At 71.7% G+C, this 25833-nt stretch carries 27 protein-coding genes; 20 read left to right on the forward strand and 7 right to left on the reverse strand.

Annotation, left to right across the window (positions count from 1 at the left end):
* Positions 1–474: 474 nt before the first annotated feature.
* Complete coding sequence (locus tag AB0K18_RS24000) at positions 475–1449, reverse strand: aldo/keto reductase (RefSeq protein ID WP_364917829.1); 975 nt, start codon at positions 1447–1449, stop codon at positions 475–477.
* Positions 1450–1536: 87 nt separating this feature from the next.
* On the opposite strand from AB0K18_RS24000, the gene AB0K18_RS24005 reads away from it, so the two are divergent.
* Complete coding sequence (locus AB0K18_RS24005; RefSeq protein WP_364917831.1) at positions 1537–2166, forward strand: TetR/AcrR family transcriptional regulator; 630 nt, start codon at positions 1537–1539, stop codon at positions 2164–2166.
* Between the two features lie 70 nt (positions 2167–2236).
* A complete protein-coding gene (locus tag AB0K18_RS24010) occupies positions 2237–2611 on the forward strand; it encodes a hypothetical protein (RefSeq protein WP_364917833.1) in 375 nt (124 codons plus the stop codon).
* A gap of 2 nt (positions 2612–2613) precedes the next feature.
* On the opposite strand, the gene AB0K18_RS24015 is transcribed toward AB0K18_RS24010, so the two are convergent.
* Entirely contained in the window at positions 2614–2817 is a 204-nt protein-coding gene (locus AB0K18_RS24015; RefSeq protein ID WP_364917835.1) for a hypothetical protein, read from the reverse strand.
* Between the two features lie 104 nt (positions 2818–2921).
* Here AB0K18_RS24015 and AB0K18_RS24020 point away from each other — a divergent pair, with 104 nt between their 5' ends.
* Entirely contained in the window at positions 2922–3230 is a 309-nt protein-coding gene (locus AB0K18_RS24020; protein ID WP_364917837.1) for a hypothetical protein, read from the forward strand.
* 9 nt (positions 3231–3239) lie between these two features.
* The gene (locus tag AB0K18_RS24025; RefSeq protein WP_364917840.1) at positions 3240–4028 is read left to right on the forward strand and encodes a histone-like nucleoid-structuring protein Lsr2; all 789 of its coding nucleotides are present in this window, start codon (positions 3240–3242) and stop codon (positions 4026–4028) included.
* A gap of 198 nt (positions 4029–4226) precedes the next feature.
* Here the strand turns inward: AB0K18_RS24025 and AB0K18_RS24030 are convergent, their stop codons facing one another.
* A complete protein-coding gene (locus AB0K18_RS24030; RefSeq protein WP_364917842.1) occupies positions 4227–4769 on the reverse strand; it encodes an ABATE domain-containing protein in 543 nt (180 codons plus the stop codon).
* 65 nt (positions 4770–4834) lie between these two features.
* Here AB0K18_RS24030 and AB0K18_RS24035 point away from each other — a divergent pair, with 65 nt between their 5' ends.
* The 11 genes from AB0K18_RS24035 to AB0K18_RS24085 all read left to right on the forward strand — a co-directional run bounded on the left by AB0K18_RS24035 (position 4835) and on the right by AB0K18_RS24085 (position 13932).
* On the forward strand, positions 4835–5314 hold the full coding sequence (locus tag AB0K18_RS24035) for a DinB family protein (protein ID WP_364917845.1): 480 nt from the start codon (positions 4835–4837) through the stop codon (positions 5312–5314).
* Positions 5311–6483, forward strand: a complete 1173-nt coding sequence (locus AB0K18_RS24040) for an aminotransferase class I/II-fold pyridoxal phosphate-dependent enzyme (protein ID WP_364917847.1) — start codon at positions 5311–5313, stop codon at positions 6481–6483. Before AB0K18_RS24035 ends, AB0K18_RS24040 begins: the two co-directional genes overlap by 4 nt.
* A 124-nt stretch (positions 6484–6607) precedes the next feature.
* Positions 6608–6979: a group 1 truncated hemoglobin gene (locus AB0K18_RS24045; RefSeq protein WP_364917850.1), complete on the forward strand. Its 372-nt coding sequence runs from the start codon at positions 6608–6610 to the stop codon at positions 6977–6979.
* A gap of 282 nt (positions 6980–7261) precedes the next feature.
* On the forward strand, positions 7262–7654 hold the full coding sequence (locus AB0K18_RS24050; protein WP_364917853.1) for a GntR family transcriptional regulator: 393 nt from the start codon (positions 7262–7264) through the stop codon (positions 7652–7654).
* Between the two features lie 34 nt (positions 7655–7688).
* Positions 7689–8606 carry an ABC transporter ATP-binding protein gene (locus tag AB0K18_RS24055; RefSeq protein ID WP_364917855.1) on the forward strand — a complete coding sequence of 306 codons (918 nt, stop codon included), beginning with the start codon at positions 7689–7691 and terminating at the stop codon, positions 8604–8606.
* On the forward strand, positions 8603–9646 hold the full coding sequence (locus tag AB0K18_RS24060) for an ABC transporter permease subunit (RefSeq protein WP_364917858.1): 1044 nt from the start codon (positions 8603–8605) through the stop codon (positions 9644–9646). The genes AB0K18_RS24055 and AB0K18_RS24060 overlap by 4 nt, the downstream gene beginning before the upstream one ends.
* Positions 9647–9712: 66 nt before the next feature.
* The gene (locus AB0K18_RS24065; RefSeq protein WP_364917860.1) at positions 9713–10894 is read left to right on the forward strand and encodes an alpha/beta hydrolase; all 1182 of its coding nucleotides are present in this window, start codon (positions 9713–9715) and stop codon (positions 10892–10894) included.
* A gap of 78 nt (positions 10895–10972) precedes the next feature.
* Entirely contained in the window at positions 10973–11542 is a 570-nt protein-coding gene (locus AB0K18_RS24070; RefSeq protein ID WP_364917863.1) for a helix-turn-helix domain-containing protein, read from the forward strand.
* On the forward strand, positions 11539–11787 hold the full coding sequence (locus AB0K18_RS24075) for a hypothetical protein (protein ID WP_364917865.1): 249 nt from the start codon (positions 11539–11541) through the stop codon (positions 11785–11787). The genes AB0K18_RS24070 and AB0K18_RS24075 overlap by 4 nt, the downstream gene beginning before the upstream one ends.
* Positions 11788–12022: 235 nt before the next feature.
* Positions 12023–13492 (forward strand): MFS transporter, encoded by a 1470-nt coding sequence (locus AB0K18_RS24080; protein WP_364917867.1) that lies wholly within the window; start codon positions 12023–12025, stop codon positions 13490–13492.
* Positions 13489–13932 carry a MarR family transcriptional regulator gene (locus tag AB0K18_RS24085; RefSeq protein ID WP_364917869.1) on the forward strand — a complete coding sequence of 148 codons (444 nt, stop codon included), beginning with the start codon at positions 13489–13491 and terminating at the stop codon, positions 13930–13932. The genes AB0K18_RS24080 and AB0K18_RS24085 overlap by 4 nt, the downstream gene beginning before the upstream one ends.
* On the opposite strand, the gene AB0K18_RS24090 is transcribed toward AB0K18_RS24085, so the two are convergent.
* Positions 13929–15365, reverse strand: a complete 1437-nt coding sequence (locus tag AB0K18_RS24090) for a M81 family metallopeptidase (protein ID WP_364917872.1) — start codon at positions 15363–15365, stop codon at positions 13929–13931. The two genes, AB0K18_RS24085 and AB0K18_RS24090, sit on opposite strands and share 4 nt — an antisense overlap.
* Before the next feature lie 11 nt (positions 15366–15376).
* Entirely contained in the window at positions 15377–16531 is a 1155-nt protein-coding gene (locus AB0K18_RS24095) for an ROK family transcriptional regulator (protein ID WP_364917874.1), read from the reverse strand.
* 313 nt (positions 16532–16844) lie between these two features.
* On the opposite strand from AB0K18_RS24095, the gene AB0K18_RS24100 reads away from it, so the two are divergent.
* Genes AB0K18_RS24100 through AB0K18_RS24115 form a run of 4 tightly spaced genes read left to right on the forward strand, consistent with a single transcriptional unit; the run spans position 16845 to position 22458 of the window.
* Entirely contained in the window at positions 16845–18575 is a 1731-nt protein-coding gene (locus AB0K18_RS24100) for a peptide ABC transporter substrate-binding protein (RefSeq protein ID WP_364917877.1), read from the forward strand.
* Between the two features lie 3 nt (positions 18576–18578).
* Positions 18579–19538, forward strand: coding sequence for an ABC transporter permease (locus AB0K18_RS24105; protein ID WP_345404185.1), 960 nt, complete (start codon positions 18579–18581; stop codon positions 19536–19538).
* Positions 19535–20416: an ABC transporter permease gene (locus tag AB0K18_RS24110; RefSeq protein WP_355419555.1), complete on the forward strand. Its 882-nt coding sequence runs from the start codon at positions 19535–19537 to the stop codon at positions 20414–20416. Before AB0K18_RS24105 ends, AB0K18_RS24110 begins: the two co-directional genes overlap by 4 nt.
* A 17-nt stretch (positions 20417–20433) precedes the next feature.
* Positions 20434–22458 (forward strand): ABC transporter ATP-binding protein, encoded by a 2025-nt coding sequence (locus AB0K18_RS24115; RefSeq protein WP_364917879.1) that lies wholly within the window; start codon positions 20434–20436, stop codon positions 22456–22458.
* Here the strand turns inward: AB0K18_RS24115 and AB0K18_RS24120 are convergent.
* Positions 22428–22613, reverse strand: coding sequence for a hypothetical protein (locus AB0K18_RS24120; protein WP_364917882.1), 186 nt, complete (start codon positions 22611–22613; stop codon positions 22428–22430). The genes AB0K18_RS24115 and AB0K18_RS24120 overlap by 31 nt on opposite strands.
* A gap of 69 nt (positions 22614–22682) precedes the next feature.
* On the opposite strand from AB0K18_RS24120, the gene AB0K18_RS24125 reads away from it, so the two are divergent.
* The gene (locus AB0K18_RS24125) at positions 22683–24125 is read left to right on the forward strand and encodes an MFS transporter (protein ID WP_364917885.1); all 1443 of its coding nucleotides are present in this window, start codon (positions 22683–22685) and stop codon (positions 24123–24125) included.
* Here the strand turns inward: AB0K18_RS24125 and AB0K18_RS24130 are convergent, their stop codons facing one another.
* On the reverse strand, positions 24126–25739 hold the full coding sequence (locus AB0K18_RS24130) for a heparinase II/III family protein (RefSeq protein WP_364917888.1): 1614 nt from the start codon (positions 25737–25739) through the stop codon (positions 24126–24128). It abuts the gene before it with no gap.
* Positions 25740–25833: the final 94 nt, after the last annotated feature.

Here is a 25833-nt window from a genome sequence, read left to right on the forward strand (position 1 = left end):
ACACCAGGAAACCGATGGGCCACAATGACCCGCATGTCTGCGATGCCCGAGGCCTTCACCGCGGCCGGCTTCAACGGCGCCTCGCAACGGGACGGGAACGCTCCTTCGCGGAGAAAGGCCAGCTAGTGGCGCTGGATGAGGCTGTTGCTCGTTACACCGACATGCGTGATCGGTTCGGGACCTCGAAGGCCCCGAGCCGGCGTCCGGACCGAGTTTCTCGGACCGTTGAGTGCCTATGTCGATCTCTTCACCAGGTGCTATGACAGTGAGGAGGCGGATGCGTCAGTGGACATTGACGCAGCCTGCCTGGCCGTGGTCGAAGCCGAAAGCGGCGTTCGCCTGGATTGGGAGCTGATGAACAGTCCAGCTCCAGTCCTGTCACTCCCGAGTCCAGCAAGCACAAGGTGATCGAGGTTCTCTTCGCGCTGCTGGATGAGTCCTTCGCCGCCCGGGCAGGGTGCGTCCGCTGCGGGGTCAGTCCCAGGTGGGGAGCATGCCCTCGGGGTAGCGGGCGCCGAAGCCGCCGGTCGGGAGGATTTCGGCGATGCGCTTCAGGTCTCCGTCGTCGAGGGTGATCTCGGCGGCGGCCACGTTCTCCTCCAGTCGCTGGGGGCTGCGGGTGCCGGGGATGGGGACGATGTCGTCGCCCTGGGCCAGGAGCCAGGCCAGGGCGAGCTGGGCGACGGTGGCGTCCTTGGCCGCGGCCAGGTCGGCGAGCCGCTGGGTTGCCTCCAGGTTCTTCTCGTAGTTGCCGGGCTGGAAGCGGGCGTCCCAGCTGCGCATGTCGGTGGGGTCGTACTCGGCGCCGGGCTTGGCCTGGCCGGTGAGGAAGCCCCGGCCGAGCGGCGAGTAGGCGACGAACCCGATCCCGAGCTCGCGCAGGACGGGGAAGAGGCTCTCGACGTCCCGCTCGAACAGGGAGTATTCGGTCTGCAGAACCGAGACGGGCTGGACGGCGTGCGCGCGGCGGATGGTGTTGGCCCCCGCCTCGCTCAGCCCGAAATAGCGGACCTTGCCGGCGTCGACGAACTCCTTGACCGTCCCCGCCACGTCCTCGATGGGCACGTTGGGGTCGACGCGGTGCTGGTAGAGCACGTCGATGACGTCGACGCCGAGGCGGCGCAGGCCGGCGTCGACGACCTCGCGGATGTGCTCGGGACGGCTGTCGACACCGCCCTGCCTGGTGCCGGTGAAGTCGAAGCCGAACTTGGTCGCGATGACGACTTCGTCGCGTATCGGGGCGAGCGCGGCGCCGACGATCCGCTCGTTCTCGCCCTGCCCGTACAGCTCGGCCGTGTCGAAGAACGTCACGCCCAGCTCGTGGGCCCGGCGGATCGTCGCGATCCCCTCGTTCTCGTCCGACGGCCCATAGGCCAGGGAGATGCCCATCGCGCCGTATCCCAGCGCCGACACCGTCAGCCCCTGCCGTCCGAGTGTCCGTTGCTCCATGATGCGTTCTCATCTCCGTCGATGTAAGAGCATTCTAACATTAAGTAAGAGTACTCTAACATCGGAAAGGGAGGAGAATCGTTCGCCGTGAGCAGACCCACGCCGAAGAAACGCGGCTACCACCACGGCGACCTGCGTCAGGAGCTGATCCGCGAGAGTCTCGCGCTCCTGGCCGAATCGGGCGTCAGCGGTTTCTCCGTGGCGAAGGTCGCCGCCCGCGTCGGCGTGTCATCGGCCGCGCCGTACCGCCACTTCCCCGACCGGGAGGCGCTGCTCGCCGCCTGCGCGGCCGCCATCATCGGCGACATCACGGACGTTCTCGTCGAGGCGGCCGAGCGGGCGGGGCCCGATCCCGTGGACCGGCTCGCCGCCACGGCGGGCGCCTACACCCGCTTCGTCCTGGAGCACCGCACCGGCCTCGACCTCGTCTACTCCTACGACTTCGCCGAGCCCCACCGTCCGACCGTCCAGGAGCAGAGCCGCCGGCTCACGGCCGCCCTCATGCGCCTGACCGCGGACGTGCTGCCCGCCGACACCTCCTGGGCCGACACCGCCGAGTTCGTCTACGTGCACCTGTCCACCACGCACGGCTACGCCACGCTGCTCTTCAAGGGCACCCGCCCGCCGCAGGGCATCGACGATCACGCGGCTCGCGCCGTCACCGCGGCCCGTGACCACATCACCGGCCATCTCCTGCGCCTGCGTGACGCCCGCTGACGAACTGCTCGTTGCCGGGGTGCGGAGCCGCCGTTATCGTGATCAAACGCTCTCACCCCCCGGAGGCCACGTGAACGTGCAGCAGGCCCACATCATGCCCGGCACGGTGCGGGCGGCCCGGGTGCTCATGTGCGTACAGGTGCTCATGGAGGTCGTGCTGAGCGCCCTCGTCCTGCTTCCGCTCGCGCTGAACGGGCTCCTGGTGCTCAACTTCGTGCTCAGCGTCGCCGTGGCGGTGCTCGCCGGGGCGGTGGTCGTCCTCATGCGGACCCGCCGCAGGTGGGTGCAGTGGGTGGGCCTGGCGATCCAGGGACTGCTGGCGGCCAACGCGCTGGTGGGGCTGATGAGCACGGTCAGCGTCGGCGCGGTCGCCGGGCTCGCGCTGGCCGTGGGCGTCATCGCGCTCCTGCTGACCCCGTCGAACAACGGCTGGTTCACCGCCTGAACTCACTCCGGAGGGTGGGCCAGGATCAGGACCAGCGCGTCGAGCAGGCGTTGCCAGTCGGCTTCGCGCAGGTCCCGTTCGAGCGTGCCGGCGACGGCCGCCAGCGTGCCGACGAGCTTGGCGCGTACCGTCCGCTGATCCTCCCCCATGACGGCGGCCAGCCGCCCGACCTCCCGAGCGAAGCGGCGGCTCTTCGAGAAGTCCACGAGTGACGGCGGCGGCGCCTCGGTCGCCGGTTCCGCCGACCGGTCGGCGAGGGTGACCGTCAGGCGGGTGCCGAGCGCATCGGCCAGCCGGTCGAGTACGGCTGATGTTCAACGCCGCGACGTTGCCCGTCGCCCTGACCGCCGCCGTCCTGCTCGGGATACCGGGCGTCACCGTGGTGGTCGCCACCCACACCTGGCTGCAACGCGCCACGCCCAGGCAGCTGCTCGGCCGGGTCAGCTCGGCCTTCGTCACCGTCGAAGCCGCCGCGAACATGGCCGGAGCCCTCGCAGGTCCGGCACTGAGCACCCTGACCGGCCTCACCCCGGCGCTCAACGCGGCCTGCGCCCTCGCTTTCGTGTCCGCCCTCATCACGCTCGCGCTGATGCCCAGGAGTGTCACACCCGAGGAGTAGCTTCCGATCATGCCCGCCGACTTCACCCCGCACCGCGTGCCCTACCTCAAGCACCGCCCCGACACCTTCCGCATCCGGGAGTGGGCGGCGGCCAACGGCCACCCGGTCAGCGAGCGCGGCCGGCTCGCCCGGCACCTCATCGAGGCCTTCTTCGCCGCGCACCCGGAGCTCTACGAGCAGGCGGAGAAGGTCGAGCTGGTCCACGCCACCGCGCGCACCCCCAGCCCCTCGCCGGAGGACTACGGCTGGGTGGAGGGCAGTTCCCTGCGCGACGTCTACACCGTCGCGTTCGTCCGGGGCCTGGACGAACACGAGGTCTTACGCCGCATCGGGGCCGTCGACGCGGACATCCGCATGATCACGGACGACGATTACTCGCAGCCGGAGGGGCCGGAGATCGTCACCGTGCGGCGGGTGGGTGACTGGACGGTCGTGGTCGAGGACTGCGGGTGGCGGGCCTCCCACCTGAAGGGTCTGTGTCCTCTGTCGAGGGATGGCGGCGAGGCGGTGGCGGTGATGCGCCACGACTACGCCGCCCGGCATTCCCTCGCCTACGCCCTCGACGGCGCGTACGTCACCGACATCAACCCGAACTTCCCCCTCGAAAGGCACGGCACGGATCCCGACCGGCTCAACCGTCACCTACGCGAGCTGGGCATCGACCCGGCCGCCGACGACCACCTCGACAACCCGATCCCGGCCGCCTTCGCCGTCGCCGGCCGCGTCACCGGCGTCGTCCTCAGGCCGGAGCACCTCCGCCGCCCCGTTTTGGGAGCCGCCGTCCCCGGTGCCTACTGACGGCGAAGGACGCTGGTGAGCGCGTCCGCCGGCTGCGTTCCAGACGGTACGCGAGGCCGAGCAGCGCGCCGGCGGAAAGGAAGCGGCTGAGGGAGACCAGCGTGCTCATGGCACCTGCCTGGGTCTGCCGCCGGAGGGAAGCCCGCCGGTCCGGACCGGGGTGTAGCGGTGCTGATCGCGTATGGTTTCCCGGCCCTGTCACGTGCGGGCGTTCTTGCGGGAGCGGTAGTTCGCCACCTTGACGCGGTTGCCGCATTCCTCCATGCCGCACCACTGCCGGTTGCCGCCTCGGGAGCGGTCGACGAACAGGCGGGTGCAGTCGTCGTAGGCGCATTCTTTGACGCGCAACTGAGCCTGTTCGGCGAGTAGTTCGGCGGCTGAGCGGGACACTGCGGCGGCCAGTGCGGTGGGGTCGCCTGTGCGGACGAGGCCCGCAGCCGTCAGGCGCAGTTCCGGGGGTGCGCCGGCGGCCTCCTGGTTGACGACGTGCAGGTCGTCCTCCGGCCAGGGGCGGTCGTTCATGCCCTCGATGACGAGGCGGTAGATGGCCTCGCGCAGTGTGCGCAGTCGAACCAGATCCGCTTCGTCGGCCGACGGCGGCTCGGTGGTCACGCCGGATTCGACGGCCCATCGGGACAGGTCGGCGGGGGTGGCGAGGAGCTCTTCCTGGTCGCTGCGGCGCCACTTGAGCGTGCCGGCGAAGTCGAGGGCGAGGTTGCCGCTGACGAAGACGAAACCCACGACACCATCTTGACCGGTTACAGCTCCATGTCGCAAGGTGTACACCAGCTGAGACGGTTACGAGCTTGGAGGGGCATCTGGTGATCACCGAGGACGAGTACCTCTACTACGTCGATCGTGCTCTTGACGGGATGGCCGCGATCGTCGCCGAGCTGGGCGACGAGAAGGCCAACATCAGGCCGCTGCCCGGCGCCAACTCCCCGTACGCGCTGCTCACCCACTGCCTCGGCGTGACCTCGTACTGGGCGGGGACGCTCGTGTCGGGACGCGAGGTGGCCCGGGACCGCGACGCCGAGTTCGTCAGCTCGGGACCCGTCGGGCCGCTGCTGGAGAAGGTGAGGGAGGTGCGGGCGAAGCTGGCCGACGACGTACGGGCGGCCGTCCCCGCCGACCCGCTGCGCGGCACGCCGCCGGACGGCTTCCTCGGCCCCGACGACGTCCAGACGCAGGGATCGGCGCTGCTGCACGTGTACGAGGAGCTCGCCCAGCACCACGGCCAGATGGAGGTCCTGCGCGACGCGATCCACGCCGGGGCGGCGGCGTGAGCGGCCCGTTCGAGACCATCGACGTCGAACGCCTGCGCTCCGGCCACGGCGTCAAGTGGGGCTCCCTGCCGCCGGGCACCATCGGCGCATGGGTGGCCGACATGGACTTCGGCATCCCGCCCGCGGTCCGCGAGAGCCTTCTTGAGGTCACCGACCGCGCGGACTTCGGCTACCCGTACTGGCCGGGCGAGGACCCGGTGGTCGCGGCGTTCGAGGAGCGCATGGCCGCCCGCCACGGCTGGCGCCCCCGCCCCGGACGGGCGCGCGTCTTCACCGACCTGCTGCAGATCCTGCAGGTCATGATCGAGTACGCCACCGCGCCAGGCGACGGCGTCGCGATCCACGTGCCCGCCTACCCTCCGTTCCTGGCCAGCATCGCCAGGGCGGGACGACGGATCGTCCCGCTGCCCATGACCGGCGACGCGACCGGCTGGCATCCCCCGGCCGGAGACCTGACGGCCCTGCTGCGGGAGCAGGGCTGCCGGCTGCTCGTGCTCGTCAACCCGCACAACCCGACCGGCCGCGTCCTGACGTCCGACGAGCTGCGCGCGTGCGCCGACGCCGCCGAGGAGCTGGATCTGGTGGTGCTGGCCGACGAGATCCACGCCGACCTGGTGTTCGCGCCGCACCGGCACGTGCCGTTCGCCTCCGTCGGTACGGCCGCCGCCCGCACGGTCACGGCCACGTCGGCGACCAAGGCGTTCAACATCGCCGGCCTGCGCTGCGCCGTCGCGCACGTCGGCCCCGACCGGCTGCACGACGCGCTGGCCGCCGCGCCGCTCGACTTCTTCGGCACGCCGAGCACGCTCAGCCGGGTGGCCACCCTGGCCGCGTGGCGGCGTTCGGACGGCTGGCTGGCGGAGCTGACGCGCACCCTGGAACGCAACCGCCGGCTGATCGAGGAGTGGGCGGCGGGCCTGCCGTGGGACGCGCGCTACCACTCGCCGCAGGGCACGTACCTGAGCTGGTTCGACTTCACCGACAGCCCGATCGGGGGCCGCGCGCCCGCCGCCCGGCTGGAACGGCTGGCGCGGGTCAAGCTCAGCGAGGGGGCCGAGTTCGCCCAGAACACCGCGGTGGACACCGCCGCGTTCGCCCGGCTCAACTTCGCCACCAGCACCGCCACGCTCACCGAGATCCTCGACCGCCTGGCCGCCGCCCGCGAGTGAACGGGCACGTTACGTACGCGTCACTGCGGTGAGCACTATGGTGCAGGCGTATTGCCGCCGCGTCACCGCGATGGAACCGCCCGCTGTGACCCTCCTGACAACCGCACCCGGAGGGAAGGTCACCATGGCGTCCATCTTCGACCAGATCGGCGGCGCGAGCGCGGTTTCGGCGGTGGTCGACGAGTTCTACGAGCGGGTCATGGCCGACCCGCGGCTCGGCGGCCGCTTCACCGGCACCGACATGGGCAAACTCAAGGCGCACCAGCGCAGTTTCGTGGCGGCCGCACTGGGCGGGCCGCAGGAGTACCGGGGCAAGACGATGGACGAGGCCCACGCCGGCCTGGGCATCACCGGCGAGGACTTCGACGCGGTGGTCGGCCACCTGGCCGGCGCGCTGACGCACTGCGACGTGCCGCAGGACACCATCGCGACGATCGCCGGCGCCCTCGCCCCGCTCCGCGACCAGGTGGTGGACGGGGAGGTGCCCGTGGCCTGACCACCACGGGCCGTGGCAGGTGTCGACGAGCCCGACCGTCAGGACGAGGCGCGGACCGAGTCGGCCGCCGGACTTCGGTGGTCGAGACGCGGCCGGTCAGCAACCGGCGCGGATCCCCAGGAACCGGCGAGCAGGGGCTCGGCGACGGCCGTGGCGTGGTGATCATGGGGCTGAGCTGGGCTTCCGTCCGGTTCAGCCCGTTGCACCGCGAGCGCTGATCCGGGGCGCGAATCGACATGGCTTCCACCATAGTGCTATGAATATAGATAAATGGAGGAAGTTGTGATCGAGTTCTATCTGGACGGCCGCTCGGGGCTGTCGCCGTACCTGCAGCTCGTCCAGCAGGTACGTCACGCCCTGCGCCTCGGCCTGCTCCGCGAGGGCGACCAGTTGCCCACGGTCAAGGACGTGGTGGCGCGGCTGGCGATCAACCCCAACACCGTGCTCAAGGCCTACCGCGAGCTCGAACACGACGGGCTGGTCACCGCCCGTCCCGGTGTGGGGACGTTCGTGACCAGGACGCTGGCCGACACCACGCTGGCCGCGCACGGCCCCCTGCGGCAGGAGTTGCGGCGCTGGCTGTCCCGCGCCAGGAAGGCCGGGCTGGACGACGAGAGCATCGAGGCGCTGTTCATGACCACCTTTCGCAGCGTCGCCCAGGAGGACATAGCGTGAGCGCGCCCCCCGTGACGGCGCCGAGGCGGCCCACATGAGCGTGCGGGCGCGGGCGCTCACCAAGAGGTTCGGACGCCGTACGGCGCTGACCGGCTGCACCCTCGACATCCCGGCCGGGCACGTGACCGGCCTCGTCGGCCCCAACGGCGCGGGCAAGTCGACCCTGCTGAGCCTGGCCGCCGGGATGCTGACCCCCACCTCGGGCACGATCGAGGTGTGCGGCGGCCGTCCTGGCAGCGGCCCCGAGCAGCTCACCAAGGTCGGGTACGTCGCGCAGGACGCCCCCGTCTACGCCGCCCTCACCGTCGCCGACCACCTCGAGCTGGGCGCCCGGCTCAACACCGGCTGGGACGACCCCTTCGCCCGCGCCCGGGTCGAGCGGCTCGGGCTCGACCCCAGGCAGCGGGCCGGGAAGCTGTCGGGCGGCGAGCGTGCCCAGCTCGCCTTGACGATGGGCCTGGCCAAGCGGCCCGAGCTGCTGCTGCTCGACGAGCCGGTGGCGACGCTCGATCCGCTCGCGCGCCGCGAGTTCCTCCAGGACCTCATGGAGGCGGTCGTCGAGCACGGGCTCGGCGTCGTGCTCTCCTCCCACCTGGTCGCCGACCTGGAACGCGTCTGCGACCGGGTGATCGTCCTGGCGGGCGGCGAGGTCAGGCTCGACGGCGACGTCGATGAGCTGCTGGCGGTGCACCACCGGCTCAGCGGGCCCCGCCGCGACAGCCTTCCCGCCGACCAGCACGTGGTCACCGCCGCGCACACCGAGCGGCAGAGCACGCTGATCGTCCGTACGGAGGCGCCGATCCTCGACCCCGCCTGGGCCGTCGGCGCCCTCACCCTGGAGGACCTCGTTCTCGCCTACATGAGCCCGCCCGCCGAACCCGCCGGATCCGGCACACATGGGCCCGGCGCGGAAGGGCCCGGGGAGCGGCCGGCGCTGGAGATCGTCCGATGATCTGGTTGACCTGGCGCCAGTTCCGTCCCCATGCCCTGATCGCGGTCGCCCTCCTGGTCGCCGTCGCCGTCGCCCTGGCGGTCACCGGCCCGCCCCTGCGGCAGCTCTCCTGGGTGACCCCCACCGACGAGACCCTGTTCTACGCCGGCGCGACGCTCGTCCACCTCCTGCCCGCCCTCATCGGCGCCTTCTGGGGCGCCCCGCTGATCGCCCGCGAGCTGGAGACGGGCACCCACCGCCTGGCGTGGAACCAGGGCGTCACCCGCACCCGCTGGCTGGCCGTCAAGCTGACGGTCGCCGGATCGGCGGCCGTGGCCGCGTCCGGGCTGCTCAGCCTGGCCGTCACCTGGTGGGCGGGCCCGCTCGACGCGCTCGCCGGCACGACCGTGCCCACCACCTGGTGGGCCGACGCCACCGTGCTCCCCGTCGGCATGGAGGACCCTGGCCTCCTCTCGCGGGTCGATCCCCGGCTGTTCGGCGCTCGCGGCGTGGCGCCGATCGGGTACGCCGCGTTCGCCTTCATGGTCGGCGTCGCCGCAGGAGCCGTCATCCGCAGGACCGTGCCGGCGATGGCGGTCACGCTCGCCGTCGTCGCGCTGGTCCAGCTCGCCGTGCCCCTGGCGGTCCGTCCGCACCTGCTGCCGGCCGAGCAGCGCACGGTCCCGATCACGGCGGCGAACGTCCGCTCGTTCGACCCCACCGTCCCCCGCCTGACCGTCGCGGGACCGCCGGGAGCGTGGCTGCTGGCCAACGACACCCTGGACGCCCGCGGCCGCCCCGTCACCGCCCTGCCCGCATGGACCCGCGAGTGCTCGCCACCGCCCCCCACGTCGGGGCAGCCCGCGCCCTCGCGGATCGGCCTGCCGGCCGTGCAGGCGTGCTTCGCCAAGCTCAGCGATCTCGGCTACCGGCAGCGGTTCGCGTACCACCCGCTCAGCGCCTTCTGGCCGCTCCAATGGGTGGAGACCGTGCTGTTCCTGGTCCTGTCGGCGCTGCTCGCCGGCTTCTGCCTCCGCTGGACCCGCCACCGCCTGCCCTGAGACAAGAACGCTCACCCCCGCCACGGGGTCACTGAACCCTGCCGGAAAACAAGAAGGGACACCGTCATGAGTCATGCCCGCATACGGTTCAAGCGCGGAATGGCCGTCGCCGCGAGCCTGCTCGCCCTGGCTGCGCCGGCCGTTACCGCAACGCCCGCGTCGGCGGCGGCGCCCCCCGCGCCCGCCCTGCCCAAGCCGACCGGCTCCAGCCCGGTCGGCGTCACGTCCCTGCACCTGAAGGACACCTCACGCGCCGACCCATGGGTGCCGTCGGTGACGTTCAGGGAGCTCATGGTGTCGGTGTGGTATCCGGCGAGGTCGCCGGGCCGCAAGCGGGCGCCGTACATGACGCCCAAGGAGTCCGAGCTGCTGCTGAGGAGCGGGAAGATCACCACCGTCCCCGCCGACATCCTCAGCAAGACCAGGACCAACGCCTTCACCGACGCCAAGCCGGCCGGCCGCAAGCGCGGCCTGCCGCTCGTCGTGCTCTCCCCCGGCCACGGCAAGCCCCGTTCCGAGCTCACCGGGCTGGCGGAGGAGCTGGCGAGCAGGGGGTACGTGGTGGCCGCGATCGACCACACGTACGAGAGCGTCGCGACGACCTTCCCCGACGGGCGGGTCACCGAGTGCGTCACCTGCGAGATCGACAAGAACCCCGACTGGTGGGTGGGGCTGGTCAAGAGCCGGGCGCGCGACGTGTCCTTCGTCCTCGACCGGCTGACCGGGCCCCGGCCGGCCTGGAAGGGTTCCAGCCTCATCGACCCGTCCAGGATCGCGATGGCCGGGCACTCCGTCGGAGGCGCCAGCACCATCCCGACCCTGCTGAGCGACTCCCGCGTCCGCGCCGGCATCGACATCGACGGCACCACCGACATGGCGGTCCCGGACAGCGGGCTGAAGCGGCCGTTCCTGTTCCTGGGCAAGCCGGCCACCTACACCCCTGGCCAGGGTGAGGCCGCCGCCACCTGGGAGCGCGACTGGAAGCACCTCACCGGATGGAAGCGCTGGCTGCTGCTCACCGGGGCCGAGCACCTGTCGTTCACGGACCTCGGCGTGCTGGTGGACCAGCTCGGCATCGATGTCGGCGCCGACATCGCCGGGGCCCGCGCCATGACGATCACCCGCAGCTACGTGACGGCCTTCCTCGACCAGCATCTGCGCAAGAAGCACCGCCCTCAGCTGGACAAGCCGTCCCCCCGCTTCCCCGAGATCAAGCACTGCGCCCCTGAGAGCAAGACCTGCAGGTAGGAGCACGGCGGCGCGCGCATTTCCAAGATCCAGTAGAGGTCTTGAGCATTTCCGCGCGCCGCCCCTAGCGTCGTGGTCATGCGACAGATCGACGACCTGGACATGCTCAGGGTGCTGACGAACCGGTTCAGGATGAAGATGTACGGGCTGCTGTTCCGGATCGGTCCCGTCACGGTGAGCGAGCTGGCCAGGCGGATGGACGCCGACCCCGGCCAGGTGAGCTACCACCTGCGGCAGCTGCAGCGCTACGACATGATCGAGGACGTGCCCGAGCTGGCCAGGGACAGCAGGGAGCGCTGGGTGCGGACGGCCATGCGCGGCTGGCGGTTCGACACCGACCTCGAAGGTCCTGACGCCGAGGCCGTGATCAGAGCATGGACCGCGCAGTGGGTGATCGACCAGTTCGAGCGGCTGCGCGACTTCGAACGCAACCTCACGGCGCTGCCCGAGGAGTGGCGGGACGCGGGCTTCGGCAGCAGCCGCCACCTGCGGCTCACCAGGGACGAGATGGCGCACCTCGCCGAGCAGCTCGATGCCGTGGTGGAGCCGTTTCGGCAGCTGACCGCCGCGCGACTGGAGACGAGCGAGAGGCCGCCGGACAGCTCGCCGGTGTTCCTCTTCTACCACGCCTTTCCGGAGTTGCCGTGAGGCGGCCTTCCCCGTACGGCATCCACGAGGAGTTCGCCCGCGCCTACCTCGCCGAACGGCACGCCGAGGCCGACCGTTCCCGCATGATCCCGCCCCGCCCGCCCAGCCGGGCGCGCGTCCGGCTCGCGGACGCCTTACGCCGCCTGGCCGACCGCCTCGAGCCCGCCCTGCCGCCCGCCCTGCCGCCCGCCCTGCCGCCCGCCCTGCCGCCTGTTCGCGCCGGTCAGGACTGGCGCGGGTCGTAGCCTCTGAAGCCGCTCAGCTCCACGGCGCTGTCCGGCAGGGTGAGGTTCTTCAGCGGGACGGATCCCTCCAGCCAGGGCCGCCGCTCCGGTGACCGCTGCCAGCGGTCGGCCACCTCGCGGGCGAGGGCGGTGAACGCCTCGTCGGACCGGCCGAGCCGGAGTACACGTCCCGGCCCACCATCCGGGCACTTCCCCCAAGCGGTGACATCATTAGTTATGCGAATATAATCGTTGTATGCCTATAACCGATCAGTCCGCCTCCGCCGCGGCGGCGCCCCCCGCGCTCGGCCGGCGGCGGCGGATGCTCGTCCTGGCGATCTGCTGCATGAGCCTGTTCATCGTCGGCCTGGACAACACGATCGTGAACATCGCGCTGCCCGCCATCCGGCGCGACCTGAACGCCTCCGTCTCCGGCCTGCAGTGGATCATCGACGCCTACACGGTGGTGCTGGCCAGCCTGCTCATGCTGTCCGGCTCCACCGGCGACAGGATCGGCCGGCGCCGCACGTTCCAGACCGGGCTGACGCTGTTCACGCTGGGCTCGCTCATGTGCTCACTGGCGCCGAGCCTGGGCTGGCTGATCGGGGCGCGGGCGTTGCAGGCGGTGGGCGGGTCGATGCTCAACCCGGTCGCCATGTCGATCATCACGAACACCTTCACCGAGCCGGGCGAGCGGGCCAGGGCGATCGGCGTGTGGGGCGGGGTGAGCGGCGTCAGCATGGCGCTGGGCCCGCTGGTGGGCGGCGCGCTGGTGGGCGCGGTCGGCTGGCAGTCGATCTTCTGGATCAACATCCCGGTGGGGGTGGCCGCGTTCGTGCTGTGCGCGCTGTTCGTGCCCGAGTCGCGCGCGCCGCGCCCGCGCCGGGTGGACCCGGTCGGGCAGGTGCTGGTCATCGTGGCGCTGGCGACGCTGACGTTCGGGCTGATCGAGGCGCCGGCCGCCGGATGGGGGTCGCCGCGTACGCTGGCCTGCTTCACGGTGGCCGCGCTGGCGCTGGCCGGGCTGATCCGCTACGAGCTGCGCACCGAGGAGCCGCTGATCGAGCTGCGCTTCTTCCGCAGCGTGCCGTTCGCGGGCGCGACCGTGACGGCGGTGTGCGGGTTCGCCGCGCTCGGCGGCTTCCTGTTCGTCAACACCCTCTATCTGCAGGACGTGCTGGGCCTGTCCGCGCTGCACGCCGGCCTCTACACGCTGCCCATGGCGGGACTGACCGTGCTGTGCTCGCCGCTGGCGGGCCGGATCGTGGCCAACGCCGGGACCCGGGTGCCGCTGCTGCTGGCCGGCGCCTCGATCGGGGCGAGCGGCCTGATCATGACGGGGCTGGCGACGGACACGCCGATCTGGCGGCTGATGGCCGCGTACGTGCTGTTCGGCCTCGGCTTCGGCATGCTGAACGCGCCGATCACCAACACCGCCGTGTCCGGCATGCCGCGCGAACGGGCCGGGGTGGCGGCGGCGGTGACCTCGACCAGCCGGCAGATCGGGCAGACGCTCGGCGTCGCGGTCATCGGCGCGCTGGTCACCTCGGCGGTGGCCGGGCCGTTCGTCACCGGGTTCCCTGCGGCCAGCCACGTCGGCTACTGGATCATCACCGGCTGCGGCGTGGCGATCGTGCTGCTCGCTATCCTGACCACCACCGGCTGGGCCCGCCGCAGCGCCGCGCGCACCGCCGAACGGCTGGCCCACCCGCAGGAGACGACATGAGCGAGACCAACGAGCAGGAGGCGGTGGCCCGGGTGTGGGCCGCCATGTACGACCTGGTCCTGCGGCAGGAGAACCGCCGCAAGGAGGTGGCCGACGCGCTCGGCATGAGCTTCTTCCGCATCAAGGCGCTGCGCTACCTGCTGGCCGGGCCGATGACCATGCGGGAGCTGACGACCGAGCTGGCCACCGACAAGCCGTACACCTCGCTGATGGTGGACGACCTGGAGCGGCGCGGCCACGTCACCCGCAGCGTCTCCCCCGGCGACCGCCGCAGCAAGATCGTCACGCTGACGCCGTCGGGCACGGCGGTCGCCGAGGAGGCCCAGCGCATCCTGGCCCGCCCGCCGCGCTCCCTGCTGGCCCTCGACCCCGACGATCTGGCCGCGCTCGACCGCATCATGACCAAGCTGCGCGCCCCTGAGGAGCAGGCCGCGCGCTAGAGCGCGGCGTCGGCGTCGAGCGGGAAGATGGGCCGCTTGAGGTTGCGGTAGGGCAGCCGGTGCAGGTCCTGGTCCACGCCGCCGGGCGTGAGCGCCAGCATCCAGCCGGCGGCGGCCTCGAACAGCTCGGGCTCCAGGTAGCCGATCTTCACGGTGACGACGTCAACCTCGGCGACCTCCACCCCCAGCCGCCGGTACGACTCCAGCAGCCGGTACTGCATGCGCCGCGAGGTGAGGAAGACGCTCAGCCCGCCGATGCGCACGCTGACCACCCGGCCGCCGTCGGGGTCGTCGGCCACGGCCTCCAGCGTGCCCTCCAGCAGGAGCGGCCCGGGCGCGCGGGTGTCGATCCGGCCGCCGGCGCGCACACCGACGGGCGAGCCGACCGGCAGGTGCCCGACGCGCGCCACCGCCTCGGGGTCGACGAGGGAGGCGAAGACGGCGCGTACGGAGCCGTCGCGGATCTCGGGCCTGGCCAGCAGGCGCTCCAGGGCGTAGGTGACGTCGTCGGCGCCGCCCGCGCCCGGGTTGTCGCCGGAGTCGCTGATGAAGTAAGGCCGGGCCGCGCCCTCCTTCAGCGCCGCGTCGAGGCACTCGTCCATGGAGCCGGTGGGGGCGACGAAGGCGAAGTCGTCGCGGGCGTCCCAGAACGCCTGGCCCAGCTCGCGGGCGGCCTGCTCGGTGGCGGCCCGGTCGGTGCCGGTGGCCACGACGGCGCCGGTGCAGCGCGGCTCGTCGGCCCAGGCGAAGCCGATCCAGATGGCCGCGTCGATCACGCCGGGCCTGGACTCGACCTCGGGGATGCGGGCGTACAGGCCGCGGGCGGGCTCGACGCGGGTGCTGGTCATCTCGCCGGGCAGCAGGATCGGCACGTGCACGAGCGCCTTGTGCGGCCGGCCGCCGGCGTGCAGCGCCTCGACGAGGTTGCGGGCGGCGCGCTCGCGGGTCTCCCAGACGTCCACGTGAGGCGCGGTGCGGTAGCAGGTCAGCAGGTCACAGCCGTCGAACAGGACGTGGGAGACGTTGCCGTGCAGGTCCATCGCGGCCGACACGAGCGGCTCCGGGCCGATCACCGACCGGATCGCGGTGATGAGGTCGCCTTCGGCGTCCTCGCGGCCGACGACGCTCATGGCGCCGTGGATGTCGAGCAGAACGCCGTCGAAGTCACCCTGGCCGAGGCCCTGGACGATCTCCGCGCGCCAGGCGTCGTACGCGGCGGGCTCGACAGCGCCGCCGGGCAGGGCGCGGGCGTGCACGAGCGGCACCCACTCGACCTCGGCCGCCCATGGGCTGCCCAGCCAGTCGTAGCGGTCGAGCAGGGCCTGGCCGCGGGTGACGTCGAAGTCGGCGGTGCCGCTCAGGTGCGGCGAGAAGGTGCTGGACTCGATGTGGATGCCGCAGACGGCGATACGCAGGGACCCGGTAATGGTCACGGTGGTGCTTCCTAGGTGGTGGCGTCGGTGGTGGAGTGCAGGTCGGTCGTCTCGCGCAGCAGCCTTCCGAGCCCGATGAGGGCGGCGTCGGGGCCCGCCGCGCTCGCCTCGATGGACAGCGACTGGGTCAGGGGCGGCAGGCAGCGCTCGTACAGCACGCCTTTGACGGCCGCGACGTAGACGTCGAGGCTGGACAGCGCGCCGCCGATGACGACGCTGTCGGGGTTGAGGAAGTTGACCAGGCCCGACAGGGCGACGCCGAGCAGCCGGCCGGCCTGGCGCACGAGCGTCACGACGGCGGGGTCGGCGTCCACGGTGGCGGCCACGACGTCGCGCAGCCCGGTGACGGGCCGGCCGCGGCGGGCCAGCTCGCGCACGAGCGCGGCGCCGCTGGCGACGGTCTCCAGGCAGCCGCGGCTGCCGCAGGAGCATTCGCGCTCGCCGCTGTCGGCCACCCGCACGTGGGTGAGGTCGCCGGACAGGCCGCGCCCGCCGCGGTAGATGCGGCCGCCGGTGACCAGGCAGCCGCCGATGCCGCTGCCGGCCTTGACGTAGATCATGTCGCCGGTGGCGCGGCGGGTGACGTACTCGCCGATGGCGGCGGCCTTGGCGTCGTTGTCGGCCAGGGCGCCGGCCTGGAAGCGCTCGCCCAGGTCGGCCTGGACGTCGTAGCCGCTCCAGCCGGGCATGCGGGCCGGGCCGACGAGCCGGCCGTGCGGGAAGTCGACGGGCCCCGGCAACGCCATGCCGACGGCCAGCAGGCGGCGGCCGGGCGCGTGGGCGGTCCTGACACGGTCGAAGGCCTCGCTGATCTCGTCGAAGATCGCCTGCGGGCCTGCGCTTATGTCGACGGCGAGCTCCTCGGCGACCTGGAGTGCTCCTGAGGGGGCGCACAGGCCGACGCGGGCGTGCCGGCCGCCGAGCTCGGCCACGGCGAGCACGCCGCCGTCCTCGCGCAGCCGCAGGATCCTGGGCCGGCGGCCGCCGGTGGAGGCGCCGACGCCCTCCTCCAGGATCGTGCCCTCCTCCAGCAGGCGGCGTACCACGCTGGAGACCGTCGAGGGAGCCACCTCCAGGAGCTCCACCAGGTCCGCACGGGAGGCGGCCTTGCCGCTGGCCAGCAGGTTCAACGCCTGCTCGCGCAGCTTGGCGGGCGGCTCCGGCATGTCTCTCCTCCCCCCTGGCGCAGCGCAGGCGAGCACGGGGGCCCGCGAGCGGGCCCGACCCCTGGGCCCAGGCGGGCCATCACAGCAGACGCCCATCATCGGGCACGAAGACGATCACCGAAAGATGTCACGCGGATGTCGCATGCGTTCCACGCGGATCTCGCCCGGCGGACCTCCTCGCCGCGGACTCTATCCCGAAATAAGTGTCCCGAACAAAGCCGATTTTTCACATTGACTTAGTACTTGTACCTCTATACATTCTCCGGACTGAAGGCCCCCTGGAGGGCCCGCGCACGTCTCGACGAGGAGAAACATGGGGACGAGAACCCGCATCGTGAGCGGCGTGGTGGCCATCGGGCTCGGTTTGACCGCCTGCAGCGCGGGCGCCGGCGGCGGTACGCCGCAGGGCGGAGCGGCGCAGAGCAAGGACACCGTGACCGTGGCCCTCCGCACGCCGAACTGGATCCTGCCGATCTCGGCCCCCGGATTCACCCAGGGCGAGAACGACATCTTCTCCACCGCCCTGTACCGCAAGCTCTACAGCTTCCAGCTCGACGGCACGACCGAGGACAACGTCAACCCGACGCGGTCGCTCGCCGAGCCGCCCGTGGTCAGCGACAAGGGCAGGACGCTGACCATCACGCTCAAGGACAACACCTGGTCCGACGGCAAGCCGATCACCACCAAGGACGTCGAGTTCTGGTGGGACCTGGTGACCACCAACAAGGACAAGTGGGCCTCCTACCGGCCCGGCGGCTTCCCCGACAACGTCGCCGACTTCAAGGTCAAGGACGACAAGACCTTCTCGATCACCACCAAGAAGGCCTACAACGCCGCCTGGTTCGTCGGCAACCAGCTCAACCGCATCGTCCCGCTCCCCCAGCACGCCTGGGACAAGGGCGACCCCAAGAAGACGTTCGAAGAGCTGACCGCCGCCTCCAAGGACCCCAAGACCTACGCCACCAACCCGCTGTGGAAGACCACCAGCGGCCCCTGGAAGCTGGAGAGCTACGTCCCCAGCGGCGAGGTGGTCCTGGCCAAGCAGGACGCCTACTCTGGCCCCGACAAGCCGAAGATCGGCAAGGTCGTGCTGCGCCCGTTCACCGGCGACGACGCCGAGTTCAACGTGCTGCGCGCCGGCGACATCGACTACGGCTACATCCCGCCGGCCAACCTGTCGCAGAAGTCGTACCTGGAGTCCAAGGGCTACAAGGTCGCCCCCTGGTACGGGTGGTCGATCACGTACCTGCAGCTGAACTTCAACAACCCCAAGACCGGGGCGTTGTTCAAGCAGCCGTACCTGCGCCAGGCGCTGCAGCACCTCATCGACCAGCCCACCATCAGCAAGGTCATCTGGGCCGACATGGCCGCCCCCACCTGCGGCCCCGTTCCCGCCAAGCAGGGCTCGCCGGCCGGCGAAGGCTGTGTCTACCCGTTCGACCCGGCCAAGGCCAAGCAGTTGCTGGAGAGCCACGGCTGGAAGGTCACCCCCGACGGGACCACCACCTGCGCCGACCCCGCGCTGTGCGGTGCGGGCATCGCCAAGGACACCCCGCTGAACTTCACCGTCACCAGCCAGTCCGGCTTCGCCGCCACCACCAAGATGTTCGCCGAGATCAAGTCCCAGATGGCCAAGCTCGGCGTGCAGCTGACCATCAAGGAGGTGCCCGACTCCGTCGCGGTCACCCCCGCCTGCAAGCCGGAGGAGTCCAAGTGCGACTGGGACATGTCGTTCTTCGGTTCCCAGGGCAGCTGGTACTACCCCGCCTTCGCCTCCGGTGAGCGGCTCTTCCAGACCGACGCCCCCGTCAACCTCGGCAGCTACAGCAACCCCGAGGCCGACGAGCTGATCGAGAAGGCGCAGTTCTCCGACGACGCCGGCGCCCTCCAGGAGTACGACGACTTCCTGGCCAAGGACCTGCCGGTGCTGTGGATGCCGAACCCCGTCTACCAGATTTCGGCGTACAAGTCGGGCCTGCAGGGCGTCGAGCCGCAGGACCCGATGAACCTCATGTACTTCCAAGACTGGTCCTGGAAGAGCTGACCCTTGCCCCGGTACCTCCTCACCCGTCTGGGCCAGGCCCTGGTCATCGTGATCCTGGTGACGCTGATCACGTTCGTGATCCTGCACCTGCTGCCGGGAGGCGCGGCCAGGGCCATCCTGGGCAAGGAAGCGACGCTCGAGCAGATCGCCGCCTTCAACCACGAGATGGGGTACGACCGGCCGCTGTGGCAGCAGTACGCGATGTACCTGCAGCGGCTGGTCACCGGCGACCTGGGCTACTCCTTCCAGCTCAACCAGTCGGTGTCGGAGGCCATCGCGCAGCGGCTGCCCAAGACCATGCTGCTGTCGCTGGCCTCGACCCTGCTGGCGGTCGTGGTGGCCGTCCCGCTCGGCGTGGTGCAGGCCGTCCGGCGTAACCGCTGGCCCGACTACACCATCAACGGGCTGTCGCTGCTGGCCTACGCCACCCCGATCTTCTTCATGGGCCTCATGATGATCATCCTGTTCTCGCAGGTGTGGCCGCTGCTGCCGCCCGAGGCGCCGCAGGGCTTCACGCTGGCGGAGGTGCTGGCCGACCCGGCCGGGCTGGTGCTGCCCACGGTCACGCTGGCCATCCTCACCGTCGCCGTCTACTCCCGCTACGTACGCTCGTCCATGGTCGACAACCTCAACGAGAACTACGTGCGCACGGCCCGTAGCAAGGGCCTGTCGGAGAGCCGCGTGATCGTCGGCCACACCCTGCGCAACGGCCTGTTCCCCGTCATCACGCTGCTCGGCATGTACCTGCCGGCGCTGTTCAGCGGCGCCCTGGTGGTCGAGCGGCTGTTCAACTACCCCGGCATGGGGCTGCTGTTCTGGCAGGCGGCGCTCAAGCGGGACTACCCGATCCTGCTCGGTGTCACCCTGCTGATCTCCGTGGCCACCGTGCTGGGCGCGCTGGTCGCCGACGTGCTCTACGCCGCCGTCGACCCGCGCGTACGACTCAAGGCAGGCCGCTCATGACCGCGACCCCGCACGAGGACGAGGCGCCCGTCCGCGGCATGTGGCGCCAGGGCCTGGAGGTGTTCTGCGAGAACCGGCTGGCCCTGGTGGGCGTCGGCCTGTTCGTGCTGCTGGCCGCCTTCAGCTTCCTAGGGCCGCTGTTCTACCAGACCGACCAGGTGCACACTGACCTGACGAAGGTGTTCCTCACCCCCGGCGACGGGCATCCGCTCGGCACCGACGGCGTCGGCTACGACCAGCTCGGCCGGCTCATGCTGGGCGGGCAGACCTCCATCGTGGTCGGCCTGGCGGCCGGCCTGCTGGCCACGGTCGTCGGCACCGTCTGGGGCGCCGTCGCGGGCTTCGCCGGCGGCTGGCTGGACGCGGTCATGATGCGCGTGGTCGACGCGTTCATGTCGATCCCGGCGCTGTTCCTGTTCATGCTCATGGCCTCGATCGTCACGCCGACCGTGCCGATGCTCATCGTCATCATCGGCGCCTTCGCCTGGCTCGGCCCCGCCCGGCTGGTCCGCGGCGAGGCGCTGACGCTGCGCACCCGCGAGTACGTCATGGCGATGCGCGGCATGGGCGGCACCGGCGGGCGCGCGGTGCGCCGGCACATCATCCCCAACGCCATCGGCACGGTGATCGTCAACGCCACCTTCCAGGTGGCCGACGCCATCCTGTACGTGGCGTACCTGTCCTTCCTCGGACTGGGCGTGCCGCCACCCGCCGCGAACTGGGGCGGCATGCTGTCGGACGGCCTGTCGGACACCTTCAGCGGCCACTGGTGGCTGCTGTACCCGCCGGGCATCGCCATCATCCTCATCGTCCTCGCCTTCAACTTCATCGGCGACGGGCTGAGGGACGTCTTCGAGGTCCGCCTCCGGCGGCGTTGACAGGAGTTTTTCGCACCATGGGGAACCCCACCAGCGAGCCGCTGCTGCGGCTGCGCGACCTCAGCACCGACATCGCGCTGCGGCGCGGCACCGTGCACGCGCTCGACCGCGTCACCCTCGACGTCCACCAGGGCGAGACGCTCGGCATCGTCGGCGAGTCGGGCAGCGGCAAGACCATGACCGTGCTGTCGATCATGGGGCTGCTGCCCACCGGCGGCTCCGTCGTCGGCGGGGAGATCCTCTTCGACGGCCGCGACCTGCGCACCATGCAGGCGCCCGAGCTGCGCCGGGTGCGCGGCGTCGAGATGGGCATGGTCTTCCAGGACCCGCTCACCTCGCTCAACCCCACCATGCGCATCGGCGCCCAGGTGGCCGAGCCGCTGCGGGTGCACCAGAAGGTCGGCAAGGCCGAGGCGCGCGAGCGGGCGATCGAGATCCTGCGCCGGGTCGGCATGCCCCGCCCCGACAAGATCGTCGACGACTACCCGCACCAGCTGTCGGGCGGCATGCGCCAGCGCGTGGTCATCGCCATGGCGCTCATCCGCTCCCCGCGCCTGCTCATCGCCGACGAGCCCACCACGGCCCTGGACGTCACCACCCAGCGCCAGATCCTGGAGCTCATCGACGACCTGCGCGAAGAGTTCAGGATGGCGGTCATCCTGGTCACCCACGACCTCGGCGTGATCGCAGGCCGCGCCGACCGCGTCGCCGTCATGTACGCCGGCCGCGTCGTGGAGACCGCCACCACCCCCGAGCTGTTCCGCGCGCCCCGGCACCGCTACACCGAGGCGCTCATGCGCGCCCTGCCCGAGTCGGCCACCGACGGCGACGGCCGCCTCTACAGCATCCCCGGCCTGCCGCCCGACCTGTCGCGCCCGCTGACCGGCTGCCGCTTCGCGCCGCGCTGCCGCTTCGCCACCGACGAGTGCCGCACCGGCGACATCGCGCTCACGGCGGCCGGGAACGGGCACGCCTTCGCCTGCCTGCACCCCGTCACCGAGCCCGTCGTGCTCGCCCCGCCCACCGGCCGCGAGCAGGCCGCCACGGCCGCCGCCGAGCCGATCCTGAGCGTGCGCGACCTGGTCAAGGAGTACGACGCGGGCGGCGCCGGGCTGAAGCGCTCCAGCGGCAAGGTCAGCGCCGTGGCCGGGGTGTCGTTCGAGGTCGCGCCCGGCGAGACGCTCGGCATCGTGGGCGAGTCGGGCTGCGGCAAGTCCACCGTCGGCCGGCTCGTGGCCGGTCTCGAGCCCGCCACCGGCGGCAGCATCGTCGTGGACGGCACCGACATCGCCGGCCTCGACCGGCGCGCCCGCCACCGCATGCACCGGCAGGTGCAGCTGATGTTCCAGGACAGCTACGCGGCCATGAACCCGCGCATGCGCATCGACTCCATCCTCACCGAGCCGCTGGAGATCCAGCAGGCCGGCGACGCGGCGCAGCGGCGCGCCCGGGTCACCGAGCTGCTCGACCAGGTGGGCCTGCCCAGGACGGCGCTGGAGCGCTACCCGCACGAGTTCTCCGGCGGCCAGCTGCAGCGCATCGGCCTGGCCAGGTCGCTGGCGTTGCGGCCCCGGCTCATCGTCGCCGACGAGCCGGTCAGCGCGCTGGACGTCTCGGTGCAGGCCCAGGTCCTCAACCTGATGCGGGACCTGCAGGGCGAGCTGGGCCTGTCGTACGTGTTCATCAGCCACGACCTGTCCGTGGTCGACTACATGGCCGACAGGATCGGCGTGATGTACCTCGGCAAGATGGTCGAGATCGGGCCCGCCCACCAGGTCGTCCGCGCCCCGCGCCACCCCTACACGCAGGCGCTGTTGGACGCCGTCCCCTCACCGGACCCCGATCACGTGCCCAGCCCGGACACCACGATCAAGGGCGAGCTGCCGAGCGCGCTGAACCCGCCGACCGGCTGCCGCTTCCGCACCCGCTGCCCGCTCGCGCAGGACATATGCGCTGCCGAGCCGCCCCTTCAGGGCGGGGCGCACCAGGTGGCCTGCCACTTCCCGCTGCGTCAGGAGGAGCCGGCCGCGCCCCTGGCGTAGGCCGGCCAGGGGCGGGCGGGGAGGCGTTCGACGTCGTCGTCGAGACCGAAGGCTCTGCTGAGCTGCCCGATGGACATCGGCCCCTCGCGGCGGATCCGGCTGAGCAGGAGGTACGCGCTGCGGTCGAGGTGCATATCTTCCACAAGAATGTGCAACACCCACAATGTGTGCATTCATCACGCTATGTGGGTGGTGCACGTCGCTACCATCGGGGGGACACACGCGTGGAAGAGCCCGGCAGACCCGCAACCCGGCACGGCATCGTCACCGTGATGGCCGTCGCCGGCATCGTCGCCTCACTCACCCAGACCCTCGTCGTCCCCCTCATCGGCCGCCTGCCGTCGATGCTGCACGCCACCGCCTCCGACGCCTCCTGGGTGGTCACCGCGACCCTGCTGGCCGGCGCCGTCACCACCCCCGTCATGGGACGGCTCGGCGACCTGTACGGCAAGCGCCGCATGATGCTCGTCTGCGCCGTCCCCCTGGTCCTCGGCTGCGTCACCTGCGCCCTGGCCGGCTCGCTCGCCCCCATGATCGCCGGACGCGGCCTGCAGGGCATGGGCATGGGCCTCATCCCCCTCGGCATCAGCGCCCTGCGCGAGGTGCTGCCGCCCGACCGGCTCGGCCCGTCCATCGCGCTGATGAGCTCGTCCATGGGCATCGGCGGCGCGCTCGGCCTGCCCATCGCCGCCGCCGTCGCCGAGTACGCCAGCTGGCGGGCGCTGTTCTGGGCCACCGCCGTGCTCGGCCTGCTGGTGGCCGCGCTCATCCGGCTGCTGGTGCCGTACACGCCGCCCGCCGCGCGCGGCCGCGTCGACGTGCTCGGCGCGCTCGGGCTCGGCGCGGGACTCGTCTGCCTGCTGCTCGGCGTCTCCAAGGGCGCCGACTGGGGCTGGGACAGCGCGCCCACGCTCGGCCTGCTGGCCGCCGCCGCCCTCGTGCTGCCGCTGTGGGGCTGGTGGGAGCTGCGCGCCCGCGACCCGCTGGTGGACCTGCGCGTCGCCGCCCGCCCCCAGGTGCTGCTCACCAACGTGGCCTCGATCGTGGTCGGCTTCTCCATGTACGCCCAGTCGCTGATCGTCATCCAGATCCTGCAACTGCCCGCCGCCACCGGCTACGGGCTCGGCCAGTCCATGCTCGCCGCCGGCCTCTGGATGGCCCCCGCCGGTCTCATGATGATGATCGTCTCCCCCGTCGGCGCCCGCCTGTCGGCCGCCCGCGGGCCCAAGGTCACGCTCATCACCGGCAGCCTCGTCATGGCGCTCGGCTACGGCCTGTCGGTCGTCCTGCTCGGCTCCACCTGGGGCCTGCTCGTCATCACCTGCGTGTGCGCCGTCGGCGTCGGCTTCGCCTACGGCTCGATGCCCGCCCTCATCATGGGCGCCGTGCCGCGCTCGGAGACCGGCGCGGCCAACAGCTTCAACACCTTGATGCGCTCCATCGGCACCACTGTCTCCGCCGCCGTCGTCGGAGTCGTGCTCTCGCAGCTCACCATCGACTTCGGCGGCCACCCGCTGCCGTCGGAGCGCGGCTTCCACGTCGGCATGCTCATCGGCTGCGGCGCGGCACTCGCCGCCGCCCTCATCACCATGACGCTCCCAGGTGAGGGCGGCCCGCCCCGACGCGTGCTGGTGCCCGCCGACCCCGCCCCCGCCACCGAGTCCTGATCAGCCGTCCACGGTGAACGTGAACCGGTGCGCGCCCGACGGCACCCTGGCCGACAGGCGCACCCGGTGCACGGTCTCCTGCTCGCCGTCGTGGCCGCGTACCGCCAGCTCGTCGGCCTCGGCCCGCCACCCGGCCGGAACCTCCAGCGCGACCGGCCCCCACGTGACCCGGCCGTCGCCCAGCACCGGGCGCCGGCGCGACACGAACACCTCGGTCACCCGCGCGTCCCGCGTGGTGAAGCCGAACGCGTCGGTCAGCTCCAGCCCGCCGGGCCGCCACCGGAACGTCCGGGTGAGCCGCTCCAGGCAGGGCACCGCGTAGGCGGCGGTGAGGTCGAGTGCGAACGTCACCGCGTCGCCGCCGGCGGCGTGCTCCAGCACCTCGGCCCGCCGCTCGGGCCCCGGCACCTGCCCCCGCCCCTCGACCAGCGGGATCGAGTGCCACTCCGCCGACGCCTGCGGCACCAGGTAGCGGCCCTCGCGGAAGTAGTCGCGGGTGTACTCCGGCGCGCCCAGATCGTCCAGCAGCGTCTCACCCCGCACGTGCAGCACGAACGTGCCGACGTCGAGGTGGTTGTGCGGCTCGTCGTTGTGCCCGCCCTTGGCCGCGAACGCCGCCCCGCCGGACCGCGCCACCACGATGCCCGCGTCCGGCAGGTACGCATGCGGCTCCGGCTCCGCCACCGGAACCTCCCGCGCCCACCACAACGTCCGCGACAGATGCGCCCACCGGTAACAGGCGTCGTCATGGAACGACGGCTCCCCCACGGTGACCGGCACCGGCACGCCGAGCCGCTCCGACAGCCGCGACAGCAGCCCCGCCGGGTAGACGCCGCGCGCCTGCGCGTCCGCGAACGCCGGCCTGGTGCCGTCACCCAGATCCACCCGCGCCGGGTAGGCGGCCATCTCCCGCACGTGCGGATCGTCCAGCAGGTCCGCGCCGGTGTGCTCGCGCAGCGCCTCGGCGAAGTACACGAAATATCCGAACCCGTACGCCCAGTAGTCCGGCCCCTCCAGGCAGGCGCCGTCGGCGCCCGTACCCGACAGGAACGCCTCCATCGCGCCCTTCAGCCGCGCCACCACCCGATCGGCGCCCAGAGCCAGCGCCGCCGCGCCCGCCGCGCCCGCGCACACCGCCGACCAGTTGTGCGGGGCCGACTCCCACCACATCGTCCCCGCCTCCAGCGAAGCGAAGACCCGCCGCTCCACCTCCGCGCGCACCCGCGCCCGCACCCGCGCGTCCACGTGCCCGCCCAGCAGCCGCACCCCCTCCGCCAGCGTCTGCGCCGTCTCGGCGGCGAACAGGTCCACGAACGCGTTGGGGTCGCCGCCCTCCGGCTCGTGCGCCGGCAGCACCCAGGAGTACTCGTCGCACACCGACCACAGCAGGTCGTCCAGCGCCGGGTCCGGCCGGTCGTCCAGGTGCGCGGCCAGCAGCAGCGCGGCCAGCCTGCGGCGGCGCTCGAAATAGGCGCCCTCGTACGCCAGCCGGTCCCCGCCGTCGGCGAAGCGCCGCCACAGGGAGAACGTCAGCTCGGGAGCCGGCGACGTACGGGCACGCTCCGCCTCCTCGTGGATCTCGCGGACCAGACGGGTCAAGACATCGGCGGACATACGGTCCTTTCACCTCCAGCGGGGTCACGTGATTCTCCCAGCCCCCGACCCGCGGAAAATCGCCTCGCGGCACGACCACCCGCCCGGCTAGATT

The organism is Nonomuraea sp. NPDC049421, assembly GCF_040677005.1.
GTDB lineage: Bacteria > Actinomycetota > Actinomycetes > Streptosporangiales > Streptosporangiaceae > Nonomuraea > Nonomuraea salmonea.